The following is a 26,657-nucleotide window of genomic DNA, read 5'->3' as shown; positions in this document are numbered from 1 at the left end:
ACCCCGTCGTGCACGGCGTCTTGGGTCAGACTAGTGCTGGCTGCACATTAAATGACTTCAACGAGGCCAAGCCGTCGGCGTACCAGTGGATCTCGGTCAGGGTGGCGGGGGCCAGCTCCATCCGGAAGACGGAGTTCATCGGGGCCTGGAGGACTGAGCGGACCATCAGTTTGATCGGGGTCACGTGGGTGACCACGAGCACCGTCTTGCCCGGGTACGCCGCAAGCAGGCCGTCGCGGGCCGCGCGGGCCCGGCGGGCGCAGGCATCGAAGGACTCGCCACCGGGCGGCGCGACCGTGGTCGACTCCATCCAGGCGTTGAGGGCCTCCGGCCACTTCTGCTGGACCTCGGCGAAGGTGTGACCGTCCCAGTCACCGAACGAGCACTCGACCCAGCCCTTCTCGACCTTCACGTCGAGCCCGAGCGTCTCGGCGACCACCGCGGCGGTCTGCTTCGTGCGCGTCATGGGCGAGCTGACGATCGCGTCGATGCCGCCGCCCTTGGCTAGCTGATACCGCATAAGGTACTGCGCCGCGGCCGCGGCCTGCTGCTGGCCCAGCTCGCTCAGCGACGGGTCGTCGCCACCCGAACCCGAGAACCGCTTGTCGACGGTGTGCGGCGTCTGGCCGTGGCGCAGGAAGATCAGCTGGGTCGGCGGCTCGGCCTGCGCACCCCAACCCTGCATGGCCTTCTGCTGGTCCGACGGCTCAGCCGGTACTGCGGCCTGCGCGGCCGGGCCCGCCGTCGGGCGCAGTGGTACCGGCTTGCCGTCGAGCGCCATGTTGGCCAGCGCGTCGGCGGCGGCGTTCTGGGCGCGCGGCACCCAGGTCCACTCGGTGCCGAACGGTGCGAGCGACTGCGCCTTGATCGCCAGCGGCTTCATGTCCGGGTGCTTGATCTTCCAGCGCCCGGCCATCTGCTCGACCACCAGCTTGGAGTCCATCCGGACCTCGATCGAGGCGTCCGGCGCGTACTCGCGAGCCAGCTCCAGCCCGGCGATCAGCCCGCTGTACTCCGCGACGTTGTTGGTCGCGATACCGATGGTCACGCCTTTTTGCGCGATCACCTCGCCAGTCGCCGGGTCACGCACCAGCGCGCCGTACGAGGCCGGCCCCGGGTTGCCCCGGGAGCCGCCGTCGGCCTCGACGATGACGTGCGACGGGCCGTTGCTCACAGGGTGCTCTCCGACGTCCGTACCAGGATCCGGCTGCACTCCTCGTGCCGCAGTACGACGTCGGCCGCGGTGCCCTTGATCTGGCTCAGCTCGGACGGCGGCAGCTCCATCCGGCAACCCATGCAGCGCTTGCCGACCAGCGGCGCGGCGCCGATGCCACCGTTGCGCTCACGCACCTTCAGGTACAGCGTGACGAGCTCGTCCGGCAGTTCGGCGGCGATCGTGGCGCGCTGGTCGCCGACGTTCGCGCGCTGCTCGTCGAGCTCCTTCAGCACCGCGTCCCGGGTCGCCTCCAGCTCGGTCTGCCGGCCGGCGAACGCGTCCGCGCGGGTCTGCAGCTCGCTCTGCACGCCCTCGGCCGCCTCCAGCCGCTCCATCACCTCGAGCTCGGCGTCCTCCAGGTCGGAGATCCGGCGGTCGAGCGAGCCGATCTCGTGCTGCAGGTTCTCCAGGTCGCGCGGCGAGGTGACCTGCCCGGATTCCATCCGCTGCTGGTTGCGCGCCTTGCGCTGGCGGACCTGGTCGACATCGCTGTCGGCCTTCTTCTGCTCCCGGCGCAGGTCACCGACCTCGGTATCGGCGGTGACGAGCTCCCGGTCGACGACCGACTTCTCCTGCGCCAGCTCGGCCAGCGCCGCATGCTCGGGCAACGACTTGCGCTTGTGGACGACCTGATCCAGCTGCAGGTCAAGATCCTGCAGGTCCAGCAACCGGCGTTGGACGGCGGGCTCGGCGTTCAGGGTCGGCTCCTTAGATCGCGTTCAGTTGTCAGCCGTACACCGGTCAGAGCCTGATGGTCCACGCATCGGTGCAGAGCGTCGAGATGTGAGTCTCCACGGTACTGCCCTGCTCTGCCAAACCGGCGATCAGGAGTCGCTCCGCGTCTTTCAGCCAGGGCCATTCGCTGGCCCAGTGGGCTACGTCGACCAGCGCGGGGCCGTCGTCGTGGGCGCGAGCCTCGGTGGCGGGGTGGTGGCGGAGGTCGGCGGTCACGTAGGCGTCGACGCCGGCCGCTCGTACCCGGTCGAACTCCGAATCCCCGGCGCCACCGACCACGGCGACCTTCTCGATCAGCCGGTCGGGGTCGCCCGATACCCGTACGCCGTGCTCCGTACGGGGCAGGCGCTCGGCCACCAATTCGGCGAAGCGCTTGAGGGGCAGGGGCTCAGCGAGTACGCCGATGCGCCCGCCGCCCCGGTTGCTGGGCAGCGCCGCCATCTCGTACAGGTCGAAGGCGGGCTCCTCGAACAAGTGGGCCGCCCGCATCGCCTCGACCACTGCGCGACGGCGGTGGCGTGGCAGCACCATCTCCACCCGATCCGACGCCAAGCGCTCGACCTCCCCGACCTTGCCGATCGCCGGGTCGGCGCCGTCGAGCGGCCGGAACGTCTCCTCGCCGGTGGAGCTCCACGCGGCGCGGTCGTAGTACCCAACCTGTCCGGCGCCGGCCGCGGCCAAGGCGTCGATCATCGCCTGGGTCTCCCCCACCGGCACGTAGACGACGAGCTTGTCCATCGAGTCGGCGGGCATCGCCTTCAACGGCCTGGTGTCTTTCAGGTCGAGTGCGGCAGCCAACGCGTCACTCACGCCCGAGTTCGCATTGTCCGCATTGGTATGACAGACGTGCAGCGCAGTACCGCTCCGGATCAGGTCGTGGATCAGCCGGCCCTTGGGCGTGGTCGCCGCAACGCTGTTCACACCTTTGAGCAGCAACGGATGATGCGTGACGAGCAGATCGAAGTCGCCGCCGATCGCCTCATCGACGACCACGCGCATCGGGTCGACGGCGAACAGCACCCGTCGTACCGGCTGCGCGGGATCACCGGTCACCAACCCGACCGCATCCCAACTCTCCGCCCAGGCAGGGTCGTACAACCCGTCCAACACCCCGACAACATCACCAAGCGTCGCGTCCACACCTCCATCCTGCCGCACGCTTCCCTGCTCCCATCCGCCCAGGCCTGATGTCGCGTTGCGTGCCGACGGACAGGACATAGTCGCCGCCAATCAGTGCACCTGAGGGTGCGCAGGCTCCTTGCGTACAGCGTTTCGGGGTGCACTACCTGTCGTTCGGGACGGGTCGGCACGCAGAAGACCACAGCGGACCGGCTTGGCCGAACTCCCGCCGGGGCTTCCGGTCTGGCGACGCGATCACACATCTATGAGTACGGCGGCCGGACTTTCGACGTGCACGAAGAGTGCCTGCTGGCACAGGCTCCTATGAAGTCACCAACGCCCCTGGCCCGGTGAGTGCAAGAGAGCGCCGCAGACGGCCGACCGACAGATCCCGACGAAGACCCGAAGTCAGTTAGAGGGCGAGTCAGGACGGCCGCTGCGGAGCAGCACTCACATCATCACTGTTAGATGAGCCAGGCGGTGGTGTCGGTGGGGAGTTTGGCGCCTTCCAGGGGGGCGCTGGAGAGGACTACTGCGCCGTCGGGGAGTTCTATGGGGGCGGCGCCGAAGTTGGTTACTGATTGCCAGCCGCCGGGGCGGGTGAAGTGGAGGGCCCATTCGACGCCGTCGAGCCATTCGAGGCCGGCGCCGGTTTGGAGGCCTCGGCGGACGGCCAGGGCCTTGCGGTAGAGGCTGAGGGTGGAGGTCGGGTCGGATTGCTGGGCTTCTACCGAGTACGAGCCGAACCAGGTTGGTTGCAGCAAGTGCGAGCCGCCGGAGCCGAAGCCGAAGGACAGGCCGCCGACCGTCCACGGGAGCGGGACTCGGCAACCGTCGCGGCCCTTTTCGGCGCCCTTGGAGCGGAAGTAGGCCGGGTCTTGCAGGTTGGCGGCCGGCAGCTCGCCGACTTCCTGCAAACCCAGTTCCTCACCCTGGTACAGGTATGCCGAGCCAGGTAGCGCCAGCATCAGCAGTACTGCGGCCCGCGCCCGCCGGAGCCCCTGCTCGACATCCACCGTCGGCTCGGTGCCGTTGCTCAGCAGCCAGGCCTTGCCGTCCTGCCACGATCCCTCCGGATCGCGAGGCAGGCCGTAGCGCGTCGCGTGGCGGACGACGTCGTGGTTCGAGAAGACCCAGGTCGAGGACGAGCCGTTCTCGTCGGCCAGCGCCAGGTTCTCCTCGATCACCTTGCGGAACTTGCCGAAGTCCCAGTCGGCCTGCAGCAGGTCGAAGTTGAACGCCTGCCCCAGCCCATCGGCACTCGCGTACCGCGCCCGCCGCGCAGCCGGTACGAACGCCTCGGCGACCGCGGATCGCGGCGGGTCGTACGAGTTCAGCACCTTGCGCCACTCGGTGTAGATCTCGTGGACGCCCTCGCGATCCCACAGCGGGTGTGCGCCGAACGACTCCGACTGTCGCGGCAGCGTGTCCTTCGACGGGAGCGGTTCGGTCAGGTCCTTGACCAGGGCATGCGCCACGTCCACCCGGAAGCCGTCCACTCCACGGTCCGACCAGAACCGCAGCGTGGTGAGGAAGTCGTCGCGGACCTCCGAGTTGTCCCAGTTGAGGTCGGGCTGTTCGGCCGCGAAGAGATGCAGGTACCACTGCCCGTCCGGAGTCTGGGCCCAGGCCGATCCGCCGAACACCGAGTCCCAGTCCGACGGCGGCTCGCTGCCGTCGGGTCCGGCGCCGTCGCGGAAGATGTACCGGTTCCGGGCGTCCGAACCGGCGGGCGAAGCCACCGCCTCCTGGAACCACTCGTGCAGGTTCGAGGTGTGGTTCGGGACGATGTCGACGATCAGTTTGATCCCGGCGCCGTGCAGCGCGGCGACCAACTCGTCGAAGTCGGTCAGCGTGCCGAGCCGTGGGTCCACGTTGCGGTAGTCGTCCACGTCGTACCCGCCGTCAGCCAAAGCCGACGGGTAGAACGGGCTCAGCCAGACGGCGTCGATCCCGAGCGAGGTCAGGTACGGGACGCGGCTGATGATGCCCTGCAGGTCGCCGACGCCGTCGCCGTCGGAGTCGGCGAAGCTGCGCGGGTAGATCTGGTAGACGACGGCATGCCGCCACCAGTCGGCGTCGCTCGGGTCGGCTGCGCGGGTCACCTGGGTCTCGGTGCTGGTCAAGAGAGCCTCACTCGGTTCGGAGGGTGGACCGGGGGTACTTGCTGGCAGTGGCTGATGGAAACAAGAGGGCAGATGTTTCCGGCGGATTCCGGCGACATTGCCGCCGGATTTATATAGACTCTAAATTTAGGTTCTGCAGTATTGTGCGCGGTGTCTTGCGAGGAGGTCAAGAGGGAATATGGCGACAACCCCGGCGGCCACGCCGCCGCTGCTGCGCAGGGTCAACGCCGGCAAGCTACTCGGCGTGCTGTCCACGGCGGGCGTGATGACCGGTACCGGCCTGATCGAGGCCACCGGCCTCACCCGCGCGACCGTGCACGCGGTCTGCAACGACCTGATCGGGATGGGCTGGGTGGTCGAACTCGACCCGGGGCACGACGCACCCGGTACGCCGATCGGCCGGCCGTCCCGCCGATTCGAGTTCAACAGCCAGGCGGGGTACGTGCTCGGCATCGACGTCGGTGCCGCGAAGACGACGGTGCTGCTCTCGGACCTGCGGGGTGAGACCGTCGCGAAGACCGGCCGCTCGTTCCAGGCGGTGAAGACCCCCGCCGAGCAGACCCAGGTCGTCAACGAAGCAGTCCTGGAGGTTCTCGCCGAGGCCCAGGTGACCGATGCCGAGGTGCTCGCGGCCGCTGTCGGAGTCGCCGCGCCGGTCGATCGGGAGGGCAACATCCTGGTCGACGACGAGTTCTGGCGGCGCTTCGACGCCGGCCTGACGACCCGCCTCAGCGAGCTGCACGGCTGGCCGGTCCTGCTGGAGAACGACGCGAACCTGGCCGCCCTGGGCGAGCATTGGCGAGGTGAGGCCCGTGACGTCGACGACCTGGTCGTGCTCCTCGCGGGCGAGCGGTTCGGTTCCGGCCTGATGGACTCCGGCCGCTTACTGCACGGCAGTCGCGGCGGCGCCGGCGAGATGGTCTATCTCAAACTCGTCGAGGGCGTCGGCGACACCGCCGGCATCGCCCGCACCGCCCGCGAGCAAGGCGCCAAAGCGGTGGCGGACCCTACGGTGAGGACCAGCCTGCGCGACCTCGCCAAAGACTCCCCGGTCACCGCGGAGTTGGTCTTCAAGGCTGCGGCCGACGGCGACAAGGTTGCCCTCAGCATCCTTCACAAAGTCTCCTGCCGCACCGCCAGAGTCCTAGCCACGCTGGGGATCCTCTTCAACCCCGAGCTGATCGTGATCGGCGGCGCCGTCGCGGCCGCCGCCGAATCCCTACTCCCCGCGATCGAGGAACAGCTCGCCGCCTTCACTACCACCCCGCCCCGAATCGCCGTCTCTTCCCTCGGCGACACGATCGTGTCGGTCGGCGCCGTCCGGCACGCCCTCAACTACGTCGAGCAGCACGCCCTCGACCTCCAGTTGACGACCCGCCCCTGACAGCAGTTGGTCCGTGCCGGATTCTTACGACGCACGCCCTAGGCCAGGGTCCAGCGGGGTGGGCCTCCCGGTGGGGTCCACTCGGGGCGGATCAGGCTGTGCATCTTGGAGTCGCGCCAGCCGGTGCGGATCAGGACGGTGCGGCGGAGGGTCCCTTCGCACGTCATGCCGATGCGTTTCAGGACGGCGGCCGAGGCGGAGTTGCGGGGGTCGCAGGTGGCCTCGATGCGTTCCAGGCCGAGTTTCTCGAAGCCGAGCTGGAGGAGGATCCGGGCGATCTCGCTGGCGACCCCCTGGCCCCAGTGGTCGGTGTGGACGGCGTAGCTGATCTCGCCCCGCTTCCAGGCGGCGTGGCGCACGTTCAGCTCGCCGATTCCGAGGACGCCGGTGTATGGATGGGTGGCGACGAAGGCATAGCGGGTGCGCGGTTCCACGCCGGCGGACGCGATCGCGGTGGCGACGAAGGCCTCGGTCTCCGGTTCGGTGTTCGGTCCCCACGGCTGGTACCGGCAGGATTCTTCCAGCGAGACCCACTCGTGGATCCGCGGCCAGTCGCCCTGTTGCGGTGGCCGCAGTGTGATCTTCGACAGGTCGAGAGCGTTCACCCGACCCAAGCTAGACCTGAAATCGATTGCGTAGTGCGCCATCGAGCAGAAGGTTGCCTCCTCCTCCGATCGCCATCGCGCACTCCTCGAGGTCGGGCGGCGCAACAGCGTATGGGATTTATGGAACGCGGGTCAGTAGCTGAGCCGCTGCCTCCAGGACGACGAGGTTGCGCCCATAGGTGACCGCCGTCGGGACGGCCGCCGGTACCAGCGCGCGGTCCTCCGGGATACCCGTGCAGAGCACGAAGACATCACCCTCGTGGCTCTCCAGGAGTTCCTGCAGCGCCGTCCGCATCCACGGAGTACGGACCGCGTCCTGTACTGCGACCACCAGCGGCCGGCCGATCGCGGCGTTCTGGGCCTCCGAGAGAGCAGCCCGGTCCTCGCCACGCAGTACGACGCCGGCCGAGCCGGGCGCGACCTTGGCGAAGACCTCCGGGAGGCCGCTGAAGTACGGGTTCCATGCCGGGTGCAGGCCTTGCGTCAGGTCCACGACGTACGGCGAACCGCCGAGGCCGGGGAAGTCCTGCCGGGTGACCGTGCGAGCGGCGACCTCGCGGGTCGGGGCGCCGTCCAGGCCGGGCTGGTGGGGTCGCGCGGCGAGCGTGGCCGCCAGCGCGCGGACCCGGCCGGCCGCGTCCGCGAGGCGGGCGGCGTCGAGCGTTCCTTCGTTGACGGCCTGGACCAGGCGGGCGGTCAACGCGCGGGGATCCGCCTCGCCGACCGCGATCATCGCCAGGTCGGCGCCGGCCCGGATCGAGGCGACGGTGGCGTCCTCGATCGACTGGGTCGAGGTGATCGCCTGCATCTCGAGCGCGTCGGTGGTGATCACACCGGTGAAGCCGAGCTCCTCGCGCAGCAACCCCTGCAGGATCCGCCGCGACAAGGTGGCCGGCTGGTCGTCGTAGGCCGAGAAGATGATGTGCGCGCTCATGATGACGTCGGCGCCGGCCGCGATCGTCGCCTTGAACGGCGCTAGCTCGACCGCGGTCACCTGCTCGATGGAGCGGTCCACGCGCGGCAGGGCGAGGTGCGAGTCGACGGTGACGTCACCGTGCCCGGGGAAGTGCTTCGGGCAGGCGGCGATCCCGGCCTCGTGGACCCCCTCGACGAAGGCCACACCGTGCCGGGAGACGACGTCGGCCGTCGTCCCGAACGAGCGCGTCGAGATGATCGGGTTGGCCGGGTTGCTGTTCACGTCGACCGAGGGCGCGAGCATCAGGTCGATGCCGAGCGAGGCGAGGGTGGCCGCCGCGTCCCGGGCCGCGGCGCGGGTCAGGTCGACGTCGTCGAGCTCACCCAGCGAGCGCGGCGAGGAGAGCGGCCAGGGGTTGGCGGGCGCGAGGTGGCTGAACTCGCCACCCTCGTGGTCGATCGCGATCACCAGATCGGGCCGTTCGGCGCGCAGCGAGGCGGTCAGCGCCGCGACCTGCTCCGCGCTCTCGACGTTCCGGGTGAACAGGATGACGGCACCGAGCCCGGCAGCGACGGCACGAAGGAGCTCTTCGGGGGCGGTGGTTCCGTTGAAGCCGACAATCAGGGCGCCGGCAGCGTCGCGATCCAGTTGGTCACTCATAACCCCTACCCTCTCTTGCCCCGGTCCGGGCCGCCACCCGAAGTGGTCACGGACAGCGAAGGATTGCCCTCGACTTGGCCGGTTGAAGCGCTTCGGAGGCCATCGTTGTCAGAGTATGTCAAGGCATGATTCAAGCGCTCACCTGCGGGATCATCGATGATTAGCGCCACCAACCTCTCGCCGGATCGACCGGTTACGGATAACGTTGTCTCCCGACCTGTCCGCCGCTGCGACGGAGTTCCCCAAGTGACTGTGCAGATCACCCGCGTCTCCTCCCCCGAGCTGTTCGTGGGCAGCGACGACGACCCGCGCCAGCTGGTGCGGGTCGAGCTCGACCGCTCGGTCGGGGACGGCGTTCTGGCGGTCCACGTCGGCGGCGAAGGCCTCACCGGTACTGCGGAACTGCCCGCCGGCGACGGCCCGGCTCTCGTGGAGGTGCCGCTGGACGTGTCGCCCGCGCTGCGAGCGCAGTACGGGCTGGCCGTGGATGCGACGGTCCAGGTGCTGTCCGGGAATCAGCCGGGCGTCACCAGCGAGAGCGGGACGGTGGTGATCGCCGAGCCGGGCTGGACGATGGTCATGGTGTCCCACTTCCACTACGACCCGGTCTGGTGGAACACGCAGGCGGCGTACACGACCAGCTGGGACCTGCAGGGCCCGGACGGGACGACTCGGCCGGTCTACACGCACAACGCCTTCAGCCTGGTCGACGCGCACCTGAAGCTCGCGCTGCGCGACCCGGTGTACTGCTTCGTGCTGGCCGAGCTGGACTACCTCAAGCCGTACTTCGACACCTTCCCCGAGAACAGGGCGGTACTGCGCCGCCTGATCGCGGAGGGCCGGGTGGAGATCATCGGCGGCACCTACAACGAGCCGAACACCAACCTGACCGGCGCCGAGACGACCATCCGCAACATCGTGTACGGCGTGGGCTACCAGCGCGACATCCTCGGTGGCGACCCGCAGAACGCCTGGCAGCTGGACGTGTTCGGCCACGACCCCCAGTTCCCGGGGTACCTGGCCAAGGCCGGGCTGACCGGGTCCGCCTGGGCGCGCGGGCCGTTCCACCAGTGGGGGCCGCTGCGGGGCGCGTGGAGTGAGCCCAGGGTCGGTACTGCCGCTGTGATGCAGTTCCACAGCGAGTTCGAGTGGATCAGCCCGAGTGGCGACGGCGTACTGACGCACTACATGCCTGACCACTACGGGTCGGGCTGGGAGCTGGAGAACGCACCGAGCGTCGAGGCGGCAGGCGAGGAGGCGTACCAGCTCTTCGCGCGGCTCAAGACGGTGGCGGCGACCAAGAACACGCTGCTGCCGGTGGGTGACGACTACACCCCGCCGAACAGCTGGATCACCGCCCTGCATCACGACTGGGCAGAGCGGTACGCGTGGCCGAAGTTCGTCTGCGGGACGACTCAGCACTTCATGGATCGCGTCCGGGCCGAGCTGGCCGCCGAGGGGCGGAAGGCGTCGCCGCAGTCGCGCGACATGAACCCGATCTACACCGGCAAGGACGTCTCGTACATCGACACCAAGCAGGCGCAGCGCGCTGCCGAGGTGGCGGCCGTCGACGCGGAGAAGCTGGGGACGTACGCCGAACTGCTCGGGCTCGGGCGGTTCGCTGAAGCCTCGCTGGACAAGGTCTGGCGGCAGCTGGCCTACGGAGCCCACCACGACGCCATCACCGGGTCGGAGTCGGATCAGGTCTACATCGACCTCGTCACCGGCTGGCGCGAGGCGCACGATCTGTCGGACGATGCCCGGAAGGCTTCACTGGAGGCCTTCGCGGCGCGGATCGACACGAGCACCTTCGGGTCGTCCGCCGTGGTCGTCACGAACACACTGTCCTTCACCCGGACAGATCTGGTGACCGTCGAGCTGTCCGACGGTTTGACGGTGTCTGTTGTCGATGACAACGGTATCGCTGTGGCTTCAGTTGTTGAGGGCAACAAGTTGACCTTCCTTGCTGAGGCCGTGCCGTCGCTGGGCTGGCGGACCTACGGACTGGTTTCCGGTACTTCGGCCGGCTGGGGGCCTGCTGATTCCGTCGACTCCGTGGAGAACGAGTTCTTCCACGTCACGGTCGACGACACCCGTGGTGGCGCGGTCAGCTCGATCGTCGACAAGCGGACCGGGCGCCAGCTGCTGAAGGGACTCGGCAACGAGCTGCGGGTCTACGAGGAGTACCCGGACCACCCGCGCTTCGGCGAAGGTCCTTGGCACCTGACGCCGTCGGGGCCGGTGGTCGGTTCGTCCGAGGCGCCCGCGAAGGTGTTCACGCAGGCCGGCCCGCTCGGCAGTCGCGTGGTCAGCCATGGTGAGGTCGACGGGATCGCCTACGAGTCGGTGGTCAGCGTCTACACCGGCTTGGACCGGATCGAGTTCACCACCCGGATCCTCGACCACGCCCAGTCGGATCGCCTGGTCCGGGTGAAGTTCCCCGCGGACATCCCCGGCGCCCTGCCGTTGAGCGAGGTCGCCGGTGCCGTCGTCGGCCGCGGCTTCGGCCTGATCGACGTCGACACCGAGCAGGCCCCCTGGACGTTGGACAATCCAGCCAACACCTGGTTCGGCCTCGGCACCACCGCCCGCATCAAGCTCACCGATGCCAACGGCAACCACCTCGGCACTCGCCCGCTCGCGGTCGCCGAGATCGTCGTACCGGACAGCACCGAGCCCTCCTCGGTCCGAGACCTGGTCGTCGCGCTGGCCCGGGTCGGCGTCACAGCCACCACGTCATTGGCCAGCGGCACGCGATACGGCTGGCTGAAGGTCGACTCCAACCTCCCCGACCTCAGAATCCTGATCGGCGCCGCCGCTTCCCTGCTCGACCTCGCTGACGAACCTGCTGGGACTTACTTCGTTCCTGCGCTGACCGCGTTGGCTGAGGTTTGGCAGCCCAATGCTGATGTGCGCGACGTGCGCGCGATTTCCGCCTTGGTACTGCCGACCGATGAGAGCGTGGCGGCGGCTGTTGCCGAGCTTGGCGAGGCCCGCATCACCGCGACTGTTCATGGGGACGGGGTGATTGAGGAGTATCGGGACGAGACAGTCGCATTGCTGACGTACGGGCTTCCTGGGTTTGCGGTGGATGCGACCGGCGCTCTGCACGCCTCGTTGTTGCGGTCCTGCAGCGGGTGGCCGGCGGGGATCTGGATCGATCCGCCGCGGCGCGCCACCCCCGACGGGTCGTCGTTCCAGTTGCAGCACTGGACGCATGAGTTCCGGTACGCACTGGCCGCCGGTGAAGGCGACTGGCGAGCCTTGCAGCTGCCTTCGCGCGGCCAGGAGTTCTCGTCACCGTTGCTCGCGGCAACCACCACCGCGCACGACGGCACTCTCCCGGCAACGCACTCGCTGCTCCAGGTATCGCCGGAGCGCGACGTTCTCGTCTCCACCCTCAAGCCGGCCGGCAATCCGATCGCGCACGGATCGGGGACCGCATCCGACTCCCGCGACGGCGTCTCCCTGCGGTTGATCGAGGCAACGGGTCTCGGCGCGACCGCGACGGTCACCTCCGCCGTCCCGATCATCGCCGCCTGCCACGCCGACCTGCTGGAGAAGCGTGGCGCACCGATCGAGGTTGCCGAGGGCAAGCTGACCATCGAGCTCGACGGCTCCGCGGTCGACACGTTCGTCCTCGACGTCGAGACCACGGCTGCTGCCTCAGCGGAGGTGCTCGGTCAACCGGGCGAGCTCGCGCAACCGTCGTACTCGCGCTACTGGCTCCACAACCGCGGACCCGCGCAGATGGGCTTCCTCCCGATCAGCCTGTCCGTCTCCCCCACCGTCGCGCGCACGGGCAGCCAGCCGTTCGAGCTCGCGACGGTGATCGCCAACCAGTACACCGACGCCGCGGCCGAGATGGTACTGACCCTTGACCTACCAGAGGGTTGGACGGCCGACCACGGCGATTTCCGGCTGACGCTCGAGCCCGGCGGCTATGCGCGTCACAACCTCAAGGTGACGCCGGCCGAGAACTGCGAGCCCGGCCAGTACTTCGTCGCCGCCCGCGTCCTCACCCAGACCGATGAGCTGGCCGGCGGGGCCGGCGTACAGGCGGTCGAGGACGTGGTGACCGTCTTCGTCGGTGAGAGCCCCGAGCTGGCCGCGACCCTCGGCTTCGGTCTTGGTCCGAGCGACCCGGTCCGCCACGAGTCGGGGACAGCCGAAGGCGAAGCAGGACGGCCTACCGGCCTGACCGTGACGCCCTCGACCCAGGACCTGCGGCTGACGCCGGGCTCGCAGGCGACTCTGGAACTGACCTTCGCCAACGACACCCACTCGGAGATCCGTGCCGAGCTGCAGCTCGCCTCGCCGTACGGGACCTGGTCCTGGCTGCCTGAGCCGGTGCGAGCAGTTGTAGTACCAGCCAAGTCGTCGGTGGTGGTGCCGGTGCCGGTGCTCGCCCCCGCCGATGCGACTCCGGCCCATGCCTGGGTGCTACCCAAGGTGATGTGGTTCGGCCGCGCGCAGTACGCCCCTACTGTCCGCCTGGAGATCCAGTGAGAGCAGCAACGCCAGATACCCACGGAGCCAGTCACGGCCACGGCCATGGGCACGGTGATGCCCGGCCCGGCGCACCAGAGGCGCCCGCTGAGGTGTTGGCCTACCTCGACGGGCAGCCGGTACCGCGGCGGCTTCTGGACGAGCGCCTGGCCGCGTTCCGCGCCCGCGACGCCGCCTGCGTACTACCGAAGCCCGCCACCCGCGAGGCCCGCCAGTTCGCCCGCTGGGTCACCCAGGTAATCCTCACCGAACAACTCTGCCTGGCCGAACTGACCCGCCAAGGTGAGCTGACCATGCCCGAGCCTGTGGTCGAGGGCGGAGCGTCGCCCCTGCAGGCGATGCAGCCCGCGGCGGTAGCCGGCGCGCGGCCGTTGGATGTGTCGGCGGCGATCGCGGTTGGTTCGATCACTGCGGCTGCGCTCGGTGGCTCCGAGGCCGTACGCCGGGTTGCTGAGCTGGTGACCAGCGAGGTGGCGATCACGGCCGAGCAGTTGGCGTATGCGGCCGACGTGCTCGGCAAGGAGGCGCCGCGCGACCCCGCAGTACCGGTCGAGCGGTGGCATGCGGAGCTGCTGGACAGCGCGCGGCTCGAGGCGTTCACGCGCTGGCTGAACGCTGCCCGGCACGAGCGGGTCCAACTGGTCCACGGGCTCGAGCATCCGGGTGACAGCAACCAACCTGACAATCTGCACCGGCACTGAGCGGGGGGACCATGAGCTATCAGGCAGCGACGGTGCTCGGCATCGACATCGGCGGCACGAAGATGGCCGCCGCCCTCGTGTCGGCCGACGGCGAGATCGTCACCAAGGACCGGATCCCGACGCCGCCCGGCGACGCGGACCAGGTGTTCGCCGCGCTCGGCGAGCTGATCGGCCGGGTGATCGGTGACGCCGAACCGGTCGCGGTCGGGATCGGTTCGGCCGGGCCGCTGGACCAGCAGCACGGTCTGGTCTCGCCGGTGAACATCGTCGGCTGGCGGAACTTCCCGCTCGTCGACCGGGTCCGCGCGCTCGTCGGCGACGTACCGGTCACGCTGGGGGTCGACGGGCACTGTTTCGCGCTCGGCGAGTTCTGGACCGGCGCGGGGCGCAATGTCAGCAGTCTGCTCGGCATCGTCGTGTCCACCGGGGTCGGCGCGGGGATCGTGCTGGACGGCAAGCCGCTGCTCGGCCAGTCCGGTAACGCGGCCCATCTCGGGCACGTCGTGGTCGACCTCGATGGCGAGCCGTGCGCGTGCGGCTCGTATGGTTGCGTCGAGACGTATGCGAGCGGGCCGCGGATGGTTGCCCGGGCCAAGCGTCGCGGCTGGCGCAGTACCGAGGACGTCGACGCGGCGGTACTGTCCGCGGACGCCGCCGCCGGGGACGAGATCGCCCTCGCGGTGTTCGACGACGGCGCGCAGGCGCTCGCGGCGGGCATCGTTGCCACCGCTGTGACCGTTGACCTCACGACCGTCGTGATCGGCGGCGGCGTGGCCAAGGCGGGACCGGTGTTGTTCGACCCGGTCCAGCGCTGGGTGAAGCGGCTGGCACAGTTGCCCTTCGTCACCGACCTGACCGTCGGACCGGCCCAGCTCGACAACGCCGGCCTGATCGGCGCCGCCCGGCTCGGCTGGGATCTGTTGCCCGCGGCCACTCGCCCGGAGTCCGCGCTGAGGTAGTACATATCGGGCAATTGGCGCCAATGTAACCGTCTCATGACGGTCTGCGACCCCTCACACACAAATGTGGCGTGCGGAAAGGGGTCTCCCGAGCAAATTTGCGCATTTTTTACGCAATTGCCCAGATCCTTGTAACGGCGACCCCTGCTCTCGCGATGCAACGGATGGACGGGGTGGGGGCACGCCGTCCGAGGGCAATCAGGGGGGACCTGCATGCCGGGGATTGACCGCTTGCGTAGGCGGCGAGGAGGAGACTCCTCGCCGCTCTCGCGGGCAAACCGAACTACCGATGTACGCACGTCCACCAGCGTTGTCCGGGGCAACGCTCGACCGTAGGGATCAGGTCCTGATGGACGCCGCCGTTCTCATCGTCTTCGCGCTCTTCTTCACCGCACTCGTGGTCGCCACGACGTCCGGCACCAGCCTGCTGCGTACTTCGGTACGCCGGCCGCGGCTGTTCCAGACTCTCGTCGTCCTCGCCGCCGCGGCCACCGTCCCGGTCGACCTGTACGCCGTCGTGTACGGCACGGTCGGCCCCGGTGGCGCCGCGATCGGCGAGGTGGCGGGCCGCTTGCTGCTCCTGAACGTCGCCGCCGCGTGCGGCGTCGCGGCTCTGCACGAGTCCCTCCGGGGACGCGCCATCTCCGCCGCCTCGGCCCTGGACGAACCGTCCGGGTCCGAGCAGCCGGTGCGGATGGGTGTGCTGGGCTGGACCGGCCCGTTGATCGCGCTCGTCGCGGTCACCGCCGTCGTCGTACTCGGCTCCCGGGGGAACGGACCCGAGCTCGGCAACGTCGGACCCGTCTGGGCCGTATATTCCCTGCTCATCTGCGTGATCAGCGCCTACGCGCTGCTTCGCCGGCGAGCGGTCGAGGTAGGTGCGGTCGATCCTCAGGAGGGATGAGGATCGAGCGCGGGTTCTGCACCGCGGACGGTAGGCCGGAGGTTGCGGGAGGGTAGCCGCCGGGCACACAACCCCCGTACACGGTGCAGAACCGACTTCCCCGGATCGCCACCACACATCAACCTGCGGTGGCGGTCCGCAGTTGCGCTGTCCTGGGCGCGAGGCTCAGGACGGTCGGGAGCTTGGTGTGTGGCTGAGCCCCGGGCTCAGCTGAGCCACTCCGGCGCGGGGAGCCGGGAGCGATCCAGCTTGCCGCTGGCGTCCAGCGGGAGGTCCTCGACCGGGATCAGGTCGGCCGGGACCAGGTAGATCGGCAGCTCCTTGGTGAGCTCCAGCAGGAGGTTCGCGAGTACTGCGGGCTCGCTGTCCTCCAGCACGACGTATCCGATCAAGCAGGTGTCGCCGGCCGGGTCGGCGCAGGCGACCACGACGGCGTCGATCACGCCAGGCAGGTCGGCTAGGACGTGCTCGGTCTCCCCCGGCTCGACGCGATGCCCGCGGATCTTGACCTGATCATCGGCGCGACCGAGGTAGTCCAGCGACCCGTCGGCACGCCAGCGGCCGAGGTCGCGGCTGCGGTACAGCCGGCCCCCCGGATGCGCCGGGTCGCTCACGAAGGCCCTCTCGGTCTCGTCGGGACGGCCGAGGTAGCCCTGGGCAACGGCCACGCCACCGAGGTGGATCTCACCGATCGCGCCCACCGGTACCGGCCGCAGCGCCTCGTCGAGCAGGCGCACGACCACCCCGTCGATCGGGCGCCCGATGGACGGCCGGTCCTCGTCCGGGTCGACCTGGTGGATCGTGGTCACCACGGACGCCTCGGTCGGGCCGTACTCGTTGTAGAGCGTGCAGTCCGGATGCACTTCGAGGAAGTCGCGGATCTTGTGCGTCACGACCATCGCCTCGCTCCCGGCGACGATCTCCTGCAGCGCCGGCAGCTCGGGCACCTTGCGCATCGTGGCGAGCAGCGCGGTCAGCGGCGTGAACGCCATGAACAGCCGCTCCACGCCATGATCCTTCAGCGCCGCGACGACCGCATCCGGGTCGTACCGGTCGTCCTCGCCGATCAGCACCAGCGCGGCGCCCGAGGCCAGCGCGGTGAACATCTCCTGCACGTGGACGTCGAAGCCGAACGAGGTCCACTGCAGCGTGCGCATCGACCGCCTGGTCCGCAGGTAGTGCCGGATCAGGTTGACCGGGCCGCGATGCGGTACGGCGACGCCCTTCGGGTTTCCGGTCGAGCCCGAGGTGTAGATGCAGTAGGCGATGTCGTCGGCCGCAGCTCGTACGGGCGGAGCCTGCTTCGCCCGCAGGTCGCCATCGGCCGCAGCCACCGGAACCAGCCGCAGCCCGAGCCGGTCGGCCAGCGCCGCGTCGTCGCCGACCAGCGCGACAGCACCCGCATCGGCCGTCATGAATGCCCAGCGTGACTCCGGTACGCCGGGGTCCAGCGGCAGGTAGGCAGCACCTGACTTCAGCACGGCCAGTACTGCGACCACGAGCTCCGCGCCACGGGCGACCCGTACGGCGACCAACTGGCCGGGCCTCACGCCGAGGTCGACGAGTTGCCAGGCGACTGCGTTCGAGCGGCGATCGAGCTCGCCGTACGAGATCTCGCGGTCGCCGTGGATCAAGGCGAGCGCGTCGGGCGTCCTGGCCACCTGCTGCTCGAAGAGGGTGTGGAGTCCGCTGAGCTCACCCGCGACGACGGCGTCCCGGCGGACCCGGCCGACCGGTCCGGTCTGAGCTGCCTCGCCCTCGAACTCGCTGAGGATCTTCAGGTCTGCCTCGATCGGGAGCATCAACTCGGGCAGCGGGAGCCTCGGGTCCTCGATGGCCCGGCGCAGGACAGCCTCGAGGTACGCGAGCAGGCGCTTGACGGTCAGCTCGTCGAACAGGCCGGCGCGATAGTCCGCAGTACAGGTGATGCCGCCGCCGTGGTACGCGAGGCGGAAGCGGACGTCGAGGCCCGGGGCGAGGTCTTCGTCGCCGTCCTCGAACTCGACCAGCACCTGGAAGAGTGGGTCCTGCTCGAGGGTCGCGAGGTCGGCGATCGAATGGTCGACCGCGGTCGTGGTGATCTCGCGGATGCGCTGGGCGAGGTCGCCGAGGTCGGGCTCGCCGGACAGGTCGAGGCGGAGCGGGAGGGCCGGCTGCGGTGCCGTCTCGCCGGGGCGGCGGAGGGCCGCGGTGCCGATCGTGATGTCGTCCTGGGCGGCGAAGCGGCCGAGCACGGTGCCGACACCGGCGAGCATCGTCATCAGCGGGCTGACGCGGCGGTCGCGACTGAACGCGAAGACGGCGTCGCCGACGTCCGCGTTGAGCTCGTGGACGACCGTGGCGATCACGTCGTCACCTGCTGGGCGCGGACGGTCGGTCGGGAGGACCAGCGGCTGGGCGCCGTCGAGGGCTGTCTGCCAGTACGCCAGATCCCTTGCCCGCTTGGATTTCTCGGCCTCGGCCTTGTCTGCCTGCTTGGCTTTGTCTGCCTGCTTGGCTTTGTCGCTCTTGGCCTGATCCTTGCCGGCCTGTACTGCGGCCTGGGTTGCTTCGAGTTTTTGCGCTGTCTCGTTGAGGAGTGCGAGCTGCTCGTGCATCAGCTTGGTGACGCCGTCGACCAGCTGGCCGGCGACGCGGAGCTGTTGCGACATGAGCGCGGCCATCCCTGAACCAGGTAGCTCGGCCTCGCTTGTCGCGGCGGCGGCTGCGTCCACCTTCGCCGCCAGGTCGGCCAGGCCGGAGCCGAGCACGGCCAACGCCGTCCGGGGGTCTTGTTCTGCGGCCTCTGTGCTCTTTGAGGCCTCTACGCTTTCGGGGCCTTCGGCTTCGGCTTCGGCTTTGGTGGCTTCTGGTGTGGCCGGGCGGAGTAGGTCGAGGGGGTCGACCTCGTCACCGTCGGGTTGGTTGCGGTAGGCAATCGCCGAGGCGAGTTTGTGCGGCGTGTTCAGCTCGTCGAAGAGTTCGCTGACCGCGATCTCGGTATCGAAGCGCTGACCGATCTCCTCGACGACCCGCAGCATCGAAAGCGAGTCCGCGCCCAGCTCGGCGAACGTGTGATCGACGGTCAAGTCGTACGGATCCAGCCCGAGTTGCTCGCCGGTCAGGTCTAGGACGACCTCCAGCGACACCCGATACAACTCGGCCGCCGGCACGACCTCCCGAGCAGGCTCCGCAACCGCTGCGTCACCGGCTGGCCCCTCGCTCCCGGCCGCCGCGGAAGACTCGCTCCCGGCGGACGTCTCGCTTCCGGCTGCTGCGGAGGTCTCGCTTCCGGTCTCGGTCACCGCGATCGGCTCGAAGTCGGTCGCCTTCGCTGCGGGAGGGAGCATCTGCACGTACGCGGACTTGACGAGCTCAGCGCCGTCCGTCTCGACGCTCGGCTCCGGTTGTACCAGCTCGACCACCACTGCACGGCGGTCGTGGTCGTCGGCCGGGATCGCGAACGGGGACAGGTCGTGCGTCTCGATCTCCTCGATCACAGGCGCCACGACGCCGTCCGACGCCGGCGGGTCGAGTGGGATGCGCTTCAGCGCCGCCCCGCTGCGCTCGATCGAACGCTCGTCCTCCACCACGGGCGCCTGCGCGAGCGCGACCGGCCGCGCCGAGGCGTCGACGGGATGGTGCACGCGACGGAACGGGTACGTCGGGAGGGGCACTCGGCCGCTCTCCGGGTACACCTTCGCCCACACGATCTCGGTGCCCTGCTCGTACAGCTCGGCCAGCCCGTTCATCGTGGCCAGCACCGGATCCTGACCGAGCCGCTGGGTCGGGATCCAGGTGCTGTTCGGAGCGATCCGCCGCCCGGCCGGGCTCAGTACGGCATCCGGGCCCAGCTCGAGGAACCGGCGGCATCCTGCTGCGGTCAACGCCTCGACTGCGTCACCGAACAGCACGGGTTGGCGGAGTTGTCCGACCAGGTAGTCGCCGTCGAGCGCAGTACCGCTCTCGAGCAACTCCCCCGACCAGCTGGACACCATCGGCATCCGCAGCGGCTTGAGCTTGATCTGGGCAACGACTTTGGCGAAGTCGGCGAGGATCGGATCGACCAGCGAGCTGTGGAACGCCCGGTCGACCTCCAGCCGCTGCCACTTGAGCTCCAGCCGGTCGAGCTGCTCGGCCAGCTGCCCGACGATCACCTCGGACCCGGTCAGCACGAACGACTGCGGACCGTTGCCCGCGGCAATCTCCACGCCCGGCGTCTGCGCCAGCTCCCGAACGCGATCAGCATCCGCTCGTACGGCGACCATCGCGCCTGGCACGGTCCCGCGCTGCATCAGTACTCCGCGCTGCGCGGTCAGCTTCACGCCGTCGGCCAACGACAGCGCACCTGCGACGCACAGCGCGGCGTACTCGCCGACGCTGTGCCCGACCACGAGCGCCGGTTGTACGCCGAACGACTGCCACAGCCGGGCCAGCGCCAACTCGAAGGCGAACAGCGCAGGCTGCGCGGTCTCGGTCGGCCAGACGCCATCGGAGCCGGCGGGCGTCAGCAGCAGCTCTAGCAGGCTGCCGCCGAACTCCTCTTCGTAGACCTTGTCGCACTCATCGAGCACCGCCCGGAAGACGGGGAACCGCACGGCAAGGCCGGCAGCCATCCCTCGCCTGGCCGCGCCCTGGCCGGTGAACGCGAACCCGAGCGGGCCGGGTCCGCCGCGCGGTACTTCGGCGGTGACGGCAGCCGCGAACGCTTCGGCCAGCTCGGATTCGGAGGAACCCGCGACGGCGATGCGGTGGCGATGTGCCGGGCGGCCGATCGCCGCAGTACCGGCGAGGTCGATGAGTCGTTGCCCTGTGCCCTCTTCGAGCTCCGCCTGGAACAGTGCGGCCAGGTCGGCAAGCGCGGCCGGGTCGGGCGCCGAGATCGGCAGCACGACGGGGCCGTCCTCACCGCGACGGATCTGGCGCGGCGCCTCTTCGAGGATCACGTGCGCACTGGTGCCCTTGGCATCGAGTGCGCTGACGCCGGCGCGCAACGGCGTACCGGCTTCCCAGTCGCGGACCTCGGTACCGATCACAAAGGGGCTGCCGGCAACAGACAGGTCCGGGTTGGGCTTGGTGTAGTTGATCGTCGGGACGAGTGTGCGGTGCTGCAGCATCAGCACGGTCTTGATCAGCCCGGCCATGCCCGCGGCGCTGTCGAGGTGGCCGATGTTGGGCTTCACCGAACCGATCGTGCAGAAGCCGACCTGATCGGTGTGCTTGCGCAGCGCAGCGGTGAGAGCGCGGAACTCGACCGTGTCCTCGGCCGCGGTACCGGTCGCGTTGGCCTCGACGTAGCTGAGCGAGCCGGCCGGTACACCGGACTTCTCCAGCGCGCGCTCGACCAGCTCGACCTGACCGGCAGCGCCGCCGTCGTTGGTGACCGCGGAGCCCTTGATCACGGCGTACACGGTGTCGCCGTCGGCGATCGCCTGGTCGAGCCGCTTGAGCAACACCGCGGCAACACCGTTGCCACCGACGGTGCCGTCGGCATCGGCGTCGAACGCACGGACGTGGCCGGTCGGCGACAGGATCGAGCGAGCGCTCGCGTGGTAACCCGTTGCCTGCGGCACGTGTACCGCGGCGGCGCCGGCGAGCGCGAGATCCGCATCGCCGCTGCGCAACGCCTGGCAAGCAAGATGAACCGCCACGAGCGAAGAAGACCAGGCGGCCTGTACACCGATCGCCGGGCCGGTCAGCCCGAGCCGGTACGCGACGCGGGTCGCGAGGTAGTCGGACGGCTGGTTCTGCTGGGTGTAAAGGTTCATACCGGAGCCGGCGAAGATGCCGATCCGGCCGGACGCACCGGCGTACCCACCGTGCTCCAACGCCTGCTGGCAAACCTCGAGGAAGATGCGCTGCGCTGGGTCTGTCAGCTCCGCTTCCCGGTCACTGAGTCCGAAGAACGCGGCATCGAACAACTCCACGTCATCCAGCGCCCCACTGACCGCGACGAGCTCCTCGTCCCCGAACGCGTCACTCCCGCCGGCCTCCCGCAACTCCTCCTCTGAGAACCGCCGGACACTCTCGACCCCACCGAGCAGGTTCTCCCAGAACTCCTCAACCGACCCAGCCCCCGGGAACCGCCCAGCCAACCCCACCACAGCCACCGGCTCCACCACACCGGCCTTGGCAACCTTCTGCTTCTTCCGCTCCTCAACCCCAGCGGCCCGCGCCCCAGCACCGTGCCCCGCAACCCCCGGCACCTCAGCCCGAGCCGACCTAACCCCAACCGAAGGCTCGGGCGATCGGGGAGCCAACTTCATGTCAGCGGCAGACTCCTCCTCGGAGTCGACAGCAGATCCCTGCTCGGAATCGGCAGCAGATTCCTGCTCAGAGTCAGCGGCGACTGCAGCTTGCTCGGCCTCGACCCCAACCGCCTGCTCGTCCGCCTCACCGCCAGTCGCCCCCGCTCCAACGACCTGCTCCAGCTCAGTATCGGCAGCCGCCTCCGACTCACTGTCAGGCTTCGACTCAGCGTCTGACTTCGACTCGCTGTCTGACTTCGACTCGCTGTCCAGCTCCGAGTCGAGGTCCGGTGCCGACTCGACCTCGGTCTGCTCCGGCTCCGCGACGACCTGCTCGGACTCCGCACGGCCGTCCTGCCCAAGCTCAGCGGCGGCCTCGGCGGGCATCTCGCCCTCAACAGATTCCCGCAGCTCCTCGGATCCCGACTCCGGCGCGGCATCCGCCTCATCAGCCCGTACGTCGGCGGACCCCGCCGCCAATCCCTCATCCCCAGCCGACTGCCCAAGCGCAGCCTCTGCCTCCACAGGCTCGACAGACGCAGACCCAGCCGACTCCGCAGACGCGGCCTCAGCCTCACCGGACTCCGCAAGCCCGGTCTCAGCCTCGCTGGACTCCGCAAGCGGGATCTCAGCCTTGGAGGGTTCACCAAGCGCGGTGGCTGACTCGGCAGCCGGCACATCGGCGGACTCGGTGTCAGAGCCAGAAATTTCCGCGTCCGACACCCCAGCAGGAGCGTCGGCGTCGACCCGGATTGCTGTCAGCTGAGTGGTTTCCTGGTCGAGCTCAACCGTGTCCTGCTCGACGCCCGCGGGAGCAGACGCAGGTACCTCGTACTCACGAGCCGCAGCGCCCTCGTCCTCGTCGCCTGACAGCTCGGCGACTACAGACTCGGCTCCCGGCCCCGTCTGCCCGGCAACAGCAGGCTCGGCGTCAGGCGCTGTCCGCTCGGCAACAGGAGGCTCGGCGTCAGGCACTGCCGGCTCGACGGACTCCGGCCTCGGCGTAGACAGCTTAGCCCTAGCAACGGGCGCCGATTCCTCGGCCGCATCCGGCACAAGTGTGGAGTGTGTGACGACTTCGGAGCCTCGCGCGGATTGCCCGGCAACCTCGCCATCGTCCGAGGTAGTACCAACCAGCTCGGCAGGTGCCCCGTCAGCAGCTCCCACGACAGACCCGCCGCCAACCGGCTCCTCGCCGCCCGCCTCGTCGGCCACCGGCTTCTTGTCAACCGTCTGGTCGGCGCTCAACTCGTCAGCGTCCGGCACCGGGGTGACCGGCCCATCAGCAGGCGCGCCTTCGGCGGACAGCTCTTCAGCGGACGGGGATGCGTCGGCCCCGGTTTGGATGTCGCCGTCGGCCAGGTCTGCGCGCAGGCTGCCGTCCGACGCCTCAGCTATCAAGTCGGCCTCGCGAACATCCACAAGCGAGCCAGGCTCGACCCCGGCAGCATCGATTGGCCGGTCACCGTCCAGCGCGAGGGCCTCGGCGGAGTCGGATGCCCCGACCTCGCTGCGCAGCTCGCCGTCACTCGCGCCCGCGTCGGCGTCGGCGTCGGCGTGCAGGTCTGTCTTGGCGGCGGGTGGGTCGGCCTCAGCGGTGTCTGCGAGCGAGCCGGCCTCAGTCACGGAGGCTGCTGCGGGCCGGTCGGCTTCCAGCGCGGAGTCGTCGAGGAGCGCAGCCGGCTCCGCCTCAGTGCGTGAGCCGTCGTCGGCCGGATCGGCACGCAGGTCTGTCTTGGCAGCATCCGCAAGCGGACGAGACTCCTCCGCGACGGCCACCCCGAGCACCTCAGCCTTAGCAGCGTCGGCAGGCGGGCCGACCTTAGCCCCGAGAGCGTCGACTAGCCGGTCGCCATCCAGCGCGGGAGCCTCGGCGGACTCGGACCCCGACGCGGATGCGGACTCGGACCCCGACTCTGACGCGGACTCGGACCCCGACTCTGACGCGGACTCCAACGCGGATGCGGACTCGGATGCCTCGGCCTCGGCGCGCGAGTTGCCGTTGGGCTCGCCGCGCAGGTCTGTCTCGGGAGCGTCCGCGAGCGGATGGCGCTTCTGGCCGGCGGCGTCCACGGGCGAGCCGGGCTCGGCGTCAGCGGCATCGGCGGCATCGGCGGCATCGGCGGCATCGGCGGGACGGTCGTCGTCCAGCGCGGGAGCCTCGGCGGATGCGGATGCGGATGCGGATGCCTCGACCTCGCCGCGCTGGTTCTCGTTGGAGTCGCCGTGTGGGTCTGTCTCGGGGGCATCTGCGAGGGGGTCGGGAGTGGGGAGGCGGTTGGCGCCGAGGGTGGGGCGTTGGGGTGGGTGGGGGATGGAGTCTTGGAGGTTTCGGCGCCAGGCCAGGCGGACGATGGGGAGTTCGGTGGTTTGCTCGCTGGTGTCTTCTTCGAAGTCTGAGGAGCGGGCGGTGATCGAGCCGGGGCGGACTGGGTCGCCGTACGGGGAAGACGTTGGGGCTGTCGCGAAAGGGGCGGGGGCCGCGTGGGGGCCGGGGGTGGTTGCGTAGGGGCCTGGGGCTGTTTCCAGGGTGTTGTCTAGCCAGCGTTGCTTGAGGAGGGGACGGAGGATTTTGCCGCCGGGGGTGGTCGGGAAGTGTCGGCGCGGTACTCCGACTACCCGCGCGTCAAGGCCGAGTCGCCCGCGCACTACCGACCGGATCGCCTCGTCCACGCCCTCGGCGGCGTCCGAGGTCAGCGCATAGAAGATCAGCAACCGCTCAGTCCCCAGCCCGGCGTCGGCAACCCCACACGCCGCCACCAGTCCGGCCTCAGCGCCAGGAGCGGCAGCCGCGACGGCTTCGAGCTCGTGTGCGTAGTACGTCTGGCCGTTGAGGATGATCCGCTCGCTGTCGCGCCCGGTGATCACCACCTGCCCGCCGGAGATGAACCCCTGATCCCCCGTCGCCAGCCACTTCCGCGCCGGCCAGTTCCCGGCAGGGAACGCCGCCCGGTCCGCGTCCGGATTCCCCAGATACCCCGGCGTCACCCGCGCGGACGCGATCTGCAGCTGCCCGATCCGTCCCTCCGGCAGTACTGCGCCGTTGGCTCCCACGATCCGCACAGTCGCCCCAGGAGCGGGCGCGCCGACCGATACGAGACTCAGTACGCCGGGAGCGTCCACGCGCCCCTTGCCGGGCCGGGCGACCGCGACCTTGCCGGCGTTGGTGCGCTGGTCGACCCACTCGACGACGCCGTTCTGCGAGATCCGTACGCGATGCACGTTCGGCGTGAGGCCCGGCCGCCCGAAGGTGATGCCGGTGACCGTCTCGGTCATCCCCCACGCTGCGACGAAGGTCTCCGGTACGACGCCGAAGCGGTTCGTCAGCCGCAGGAACTCGCTCACCACCGGCACGGTGATCTGCTCGCCACCGCTGACCAGGCTGCGCAACGCCGACAGGTCCCAGTGCCGATCGGGCTCGCCGGCGATCGCCGCGGCGGCCAGCCGGTACCCGAAGTTCGGCGACCAGGAGTGGTTCACCCGGTGCTGGTCCATCAGGTCGAGCCAGCGCAGCGGGTCCGCGAGCACCCAGTTGGTGGCGACGTGGATGTTGGTGCACCCCGTGAACACGGGCAGCAGGTGGTACAGGAGGAAGGCGCCGCTGTGGTCGAGCGGCAACCAGTTGAGTGTCGTCTGCCCGGGTCGCACCGGCAGCATGGCCGGCGTACCGGCCGCGAACTCGACCAGGCCGCGATGCGTGAGCTGGATGATCTTCGGCGTACCGGTGCTGCTGCCCGACGTCATCATCAGTACTGCGACGTCGTCGGCGGCGGGCCGATGGAACTCGGTGGTCGGCTCGTGCCCGGCGAGTGCGTCGGGGTCGAGCACCGGCAGGCCAAGGTCGTTCGGCAGGTCCGACGGGCGGCCGATCAGGACGGTCCAGCCGAGCAGGTCGGTGACCTTGCGGAGCCGCTCGCGGCCCTCCTCGGTGGTGTCGCCCTCGGGCGACGGCGACATCAGCAGCGGCCGGATGCCGCCCAGCGTGCATGCCCAGAACGCGGCGAAGAAGCCGACCGGCTCGGTGCAGTGGACGACAGCGGGGTCACCGGCCCGTACGCCGTTCGCGCGCAGGCCGGCCAGGATGCGCGCGGCGAGCTCGAGCAGCGTCGGGAAGTCGAGGCGGGTCTCGCGGCCGTCGGGGCCGATCTCGACGACACCCGCGGTACCGAAGTCGCGGGCGGCGCGGAGCAGAGCACTGGGCAGATCGCGCGGGTATCCCGCGGGGATCATCAGCGCCGGTCCGGTACTGATCGCCGGGCGGTCCACACCCTGCCTCATCGCACCAGCCCCGTACTACTCGGCCGGACGGCAGCGGAGGAGACGGAGGCGCTAGTGCGCCGTGTCGGCCGTTCCGTTAGCGATAGCGGTGTCGAGGTGCGTGGCTGGGCGCCGGTAGCGCAGCGGAACGGCCGACACGGCGCACTAGCCAGTCGGCGACCCACGGACACGCGCCTCCCCAACTGGACGGAGCGGGATCAGAGCACACCCGTCTCGCAGATACCGACAGAAAAGCCCCGTTGCCGACCGCACGACGACGGTGACCGAGTGGTCCCGGTGCGTCATCGACTTGCCGACGAACGGGAACCTTACCAGCCG

At 69.5% G+C, this 26,657-nt stretch carries 12 protein-coding genes; 5 read left to right on the top strand and 7 right to left on the bottom strand.

The features are described from left to right. Window positions 1-25 precede the first annotated feature (25 nt). The 4 genes from G3I17_RS17715 to G3I17_RS17700 all read right to left on the bottom strand — a co-directional run bounded on the left by G3I17_RS17715 (window position 26) and on the right by G3I17_RS17700 (window position 5,196). Window positions 26-1,174, bottom strand: a complete 1,149-nt coding sequence (locus tag G3I17_RS17715) for a bifunctional RNase H/acid phosphatase (RefSeq protein WP_164597558.1) — start codon at window positions 1,172-1,174, stop codon at window positions 26-28. Further along, entirely contained in the window at window positions 1,171-1,884 is a 714-nt protein-coding gene (locus tag G3I17_RS17710; RefSeq protein WP_343238339.1) for a C4-type zinc ribbon domain-containing protein, read from the bottom strand. Before G3I17_RS17710 ends, G3I17_RS17715 begins: the two co-directional genes overlap by 4 nt. A gap of 73 nt (window positions 1,885-1,957) precedes the next feature. Beyond that, window positions 1,958-3,091 carry a Nif3-like dinuclear metal center hexameric protein gene (locus tag G3I17_RS17705; protein WP_164597556.1) on the bottom strand — a complete coding sequence of 378 codons (1,134 nt, stop codon included), beginning with the start codon at window positions 3,089-3,091 and terminating at the stop codon, window positions 1,958-1,960. A 443-nt stretch (window positions 3,092-3,534) separates the two neighbouring features. Next, window positions 3,535-5,196 carry a glycoside hydrolase family 13 protein gene (locus tag G3I17_RS17700; RefSeq protein ID WP_164597539.1) on the bottom strand — a complete coding sequence of 554 codons (1,662 nt, stop codon included), beginning with the start codon at window positions 5,194-5,196 and terminating at the stop codon, window positions 3,535-3,537. Between the two features lie 178 nt (window positions 5,197-5,374). On the opposite strand from G3I17_RS17700, the gene G3I17_RS17695 reads away from it, so the two are divergent. Next, window positions 5,375-6,580 carry an ROK family transcriptional regulator gene (locus G3I17_RS17695; RefSeq protein WP_164597537.1) on the top strand — a complete coding sequence of 402 codons (1,206 nt, stop codon included), beginning with the start codon at window positions 5,375-5,377 and terminating at the stop codon, window positions 6,578-6,580. Between the two features lie 38 nt (window positions 6,581-6,618). Here the strand turns inward: G3I17_RS17695 and G3I17_RS17690 are convergent, their stop codons facing one another. Both G3I17_RS17690 and nagZ read right to left on the bottom strand, forming a co-directional pair. Further along, on the bottom strand, window positions 6,619-7,185 hold the full coding sequence (locus tag G3I17_RS17690) for a GNAT family N-acetyltransferase (protein WP_164597535.1): 567 nt from the start codon (window positions 7,183-7,185) through the stop codon (window positions 6,619-6,621). 118 nt (window positions 7,186-7,303) lie between these two features. Continuing rightward, entirely contained in the window at window positions 7,304-8,761 is a 1,458-nt protein-coding gene (gene nagZ / locus G3I17_RS17685; RefSeq protein ID WP_164597533.1) for a beta-N-acetylhexosaminidase, read from the bottom strand. Between the two features lie 246 nt (window positions 8,762-9,007). On the opposite strand from nagZ, the gene G3I17_RS17680 reads away from it, so the two are divergent. From G3I17_RS17680 to G3I17_RS17665, 4 genes are all read left to right on the top strand, one after another. Beyond that, window positions 9,008-13,270, top strand: a complete 4,263-nt coding sequence (locus G3I17_RS17680; protein ID WP_164597531.1) for an NEW3 domain-containing protein — start codon at window positions 9,008-9,010, stop codon at window positions 13,268-13,270. Between the two features lie 92 nt (window positions 13,271-13,362). Next, window positions 13,363-13,971 carry a hypothetical protein gene (locus G3I17_RS17675; RefSeq protein ID WP_203590369.1) on the top strand — a complete coding sequence of 203 codons (609 nt, stop codon included), beginning with the start codon at window positions 13,363-13,365 and terminating at the stop codon, window positions 13,969-13,971. Between the two features lie 11 nt (window positions 13,972-13,982). Next, window positions 13,983-14,930 carry an ROK family protein gene (locus G3I17_RS17670; RefSeq protein ID WP_164597529.1) on the top strand — a complete coding sequence of 316 codons (948 nt, stop codon included), beginning with the start codon at window positions 13,983-13,985 and terminating at the stop codon, window positions 14,928-14,930. Window positions 14,931-15,279: 349 nt separating this feature from the next. Beyond that, window positions 15,280-15,834 carry a hypothetical protein gene (locus G3I17_RS17665; RefSeq protein WP_164597527.1) on the top strand — a complete coding sequence of 185 codons (555 nt, stop codon included), beginning with the start codon at window positions 15,280-15,282 and terminating at the stop codon, window positions 15,832-15,834. Between the two features lie 206 nt (window positions 15,835-16,040). On the opposite strand, the gene G3I17_RS17660 is transcribed toward G3I17_RS17665, so the two are convergent. Beyond that, a complete protein-coding gene (locus G3I17_RS17660; RefSeq protein WP_164597525.1) occupies window positions 16,041-26,339 on the bottom strand; it encodes a non-ribosomal peptide synthetase/type I polyketide synthase in 10,299 nt (3,432 codons plus the stop codon). Window positions 26,340-26,657: the final 318 nt, after the last annotated feature.

This window comes from Streptomyces sp. SID13031 (assembly GCF_010548305.1).
GTDB lineage: Bacteria > Actinomycetota > Actinomycetes > Propionibacteriales > Kribbellaceae > Kribbella.
Note: the sequence above shows the minus strand (reverse complement) of the source record. Positions and strands in the feature narration are given on the sequence as shown.

Excerpts from the sequence above, each read along its gene's own strand:
- G3I17_RS17660 (WP_164597525.1), bottom strand. The coding sequence starts at position 26,339 with ATGAGGCAGGGTGTGGACCGCCCGGCGATCAGTACCGGACCGGCGCTG.
- G3I17_RS17665 (WP_164597527.1), top strand. The coding sequence starts at position 15,280 with ATGGACGCCGCCGTTCTCATCGTCTTCGCGCTCTTCTTCACCGCACTC.
- G3I17_RS17695 (WP_164597537.1), top strand. The coding sequence starts at position 5,375 with ATGGCGACAACCCCGGCGGCCACGCCGCCGCTGCTGCGCAGGGTCAAC.
- nagZ (WP_164597533.1), bottom strand. The coding sequence starts at position 8,761 with ATGAGTGACCAACTGGATCGCGACGCTGCCGGCGCCCTGATTGTCGGC.
- G3I17_RS17670 (WP_164597529.1), top strand. The coding sequence starts at position 13,983 with ATGAGCTATCAGGCAGCGACGGTGCTCGGCATCGACATCGGCGGCACG.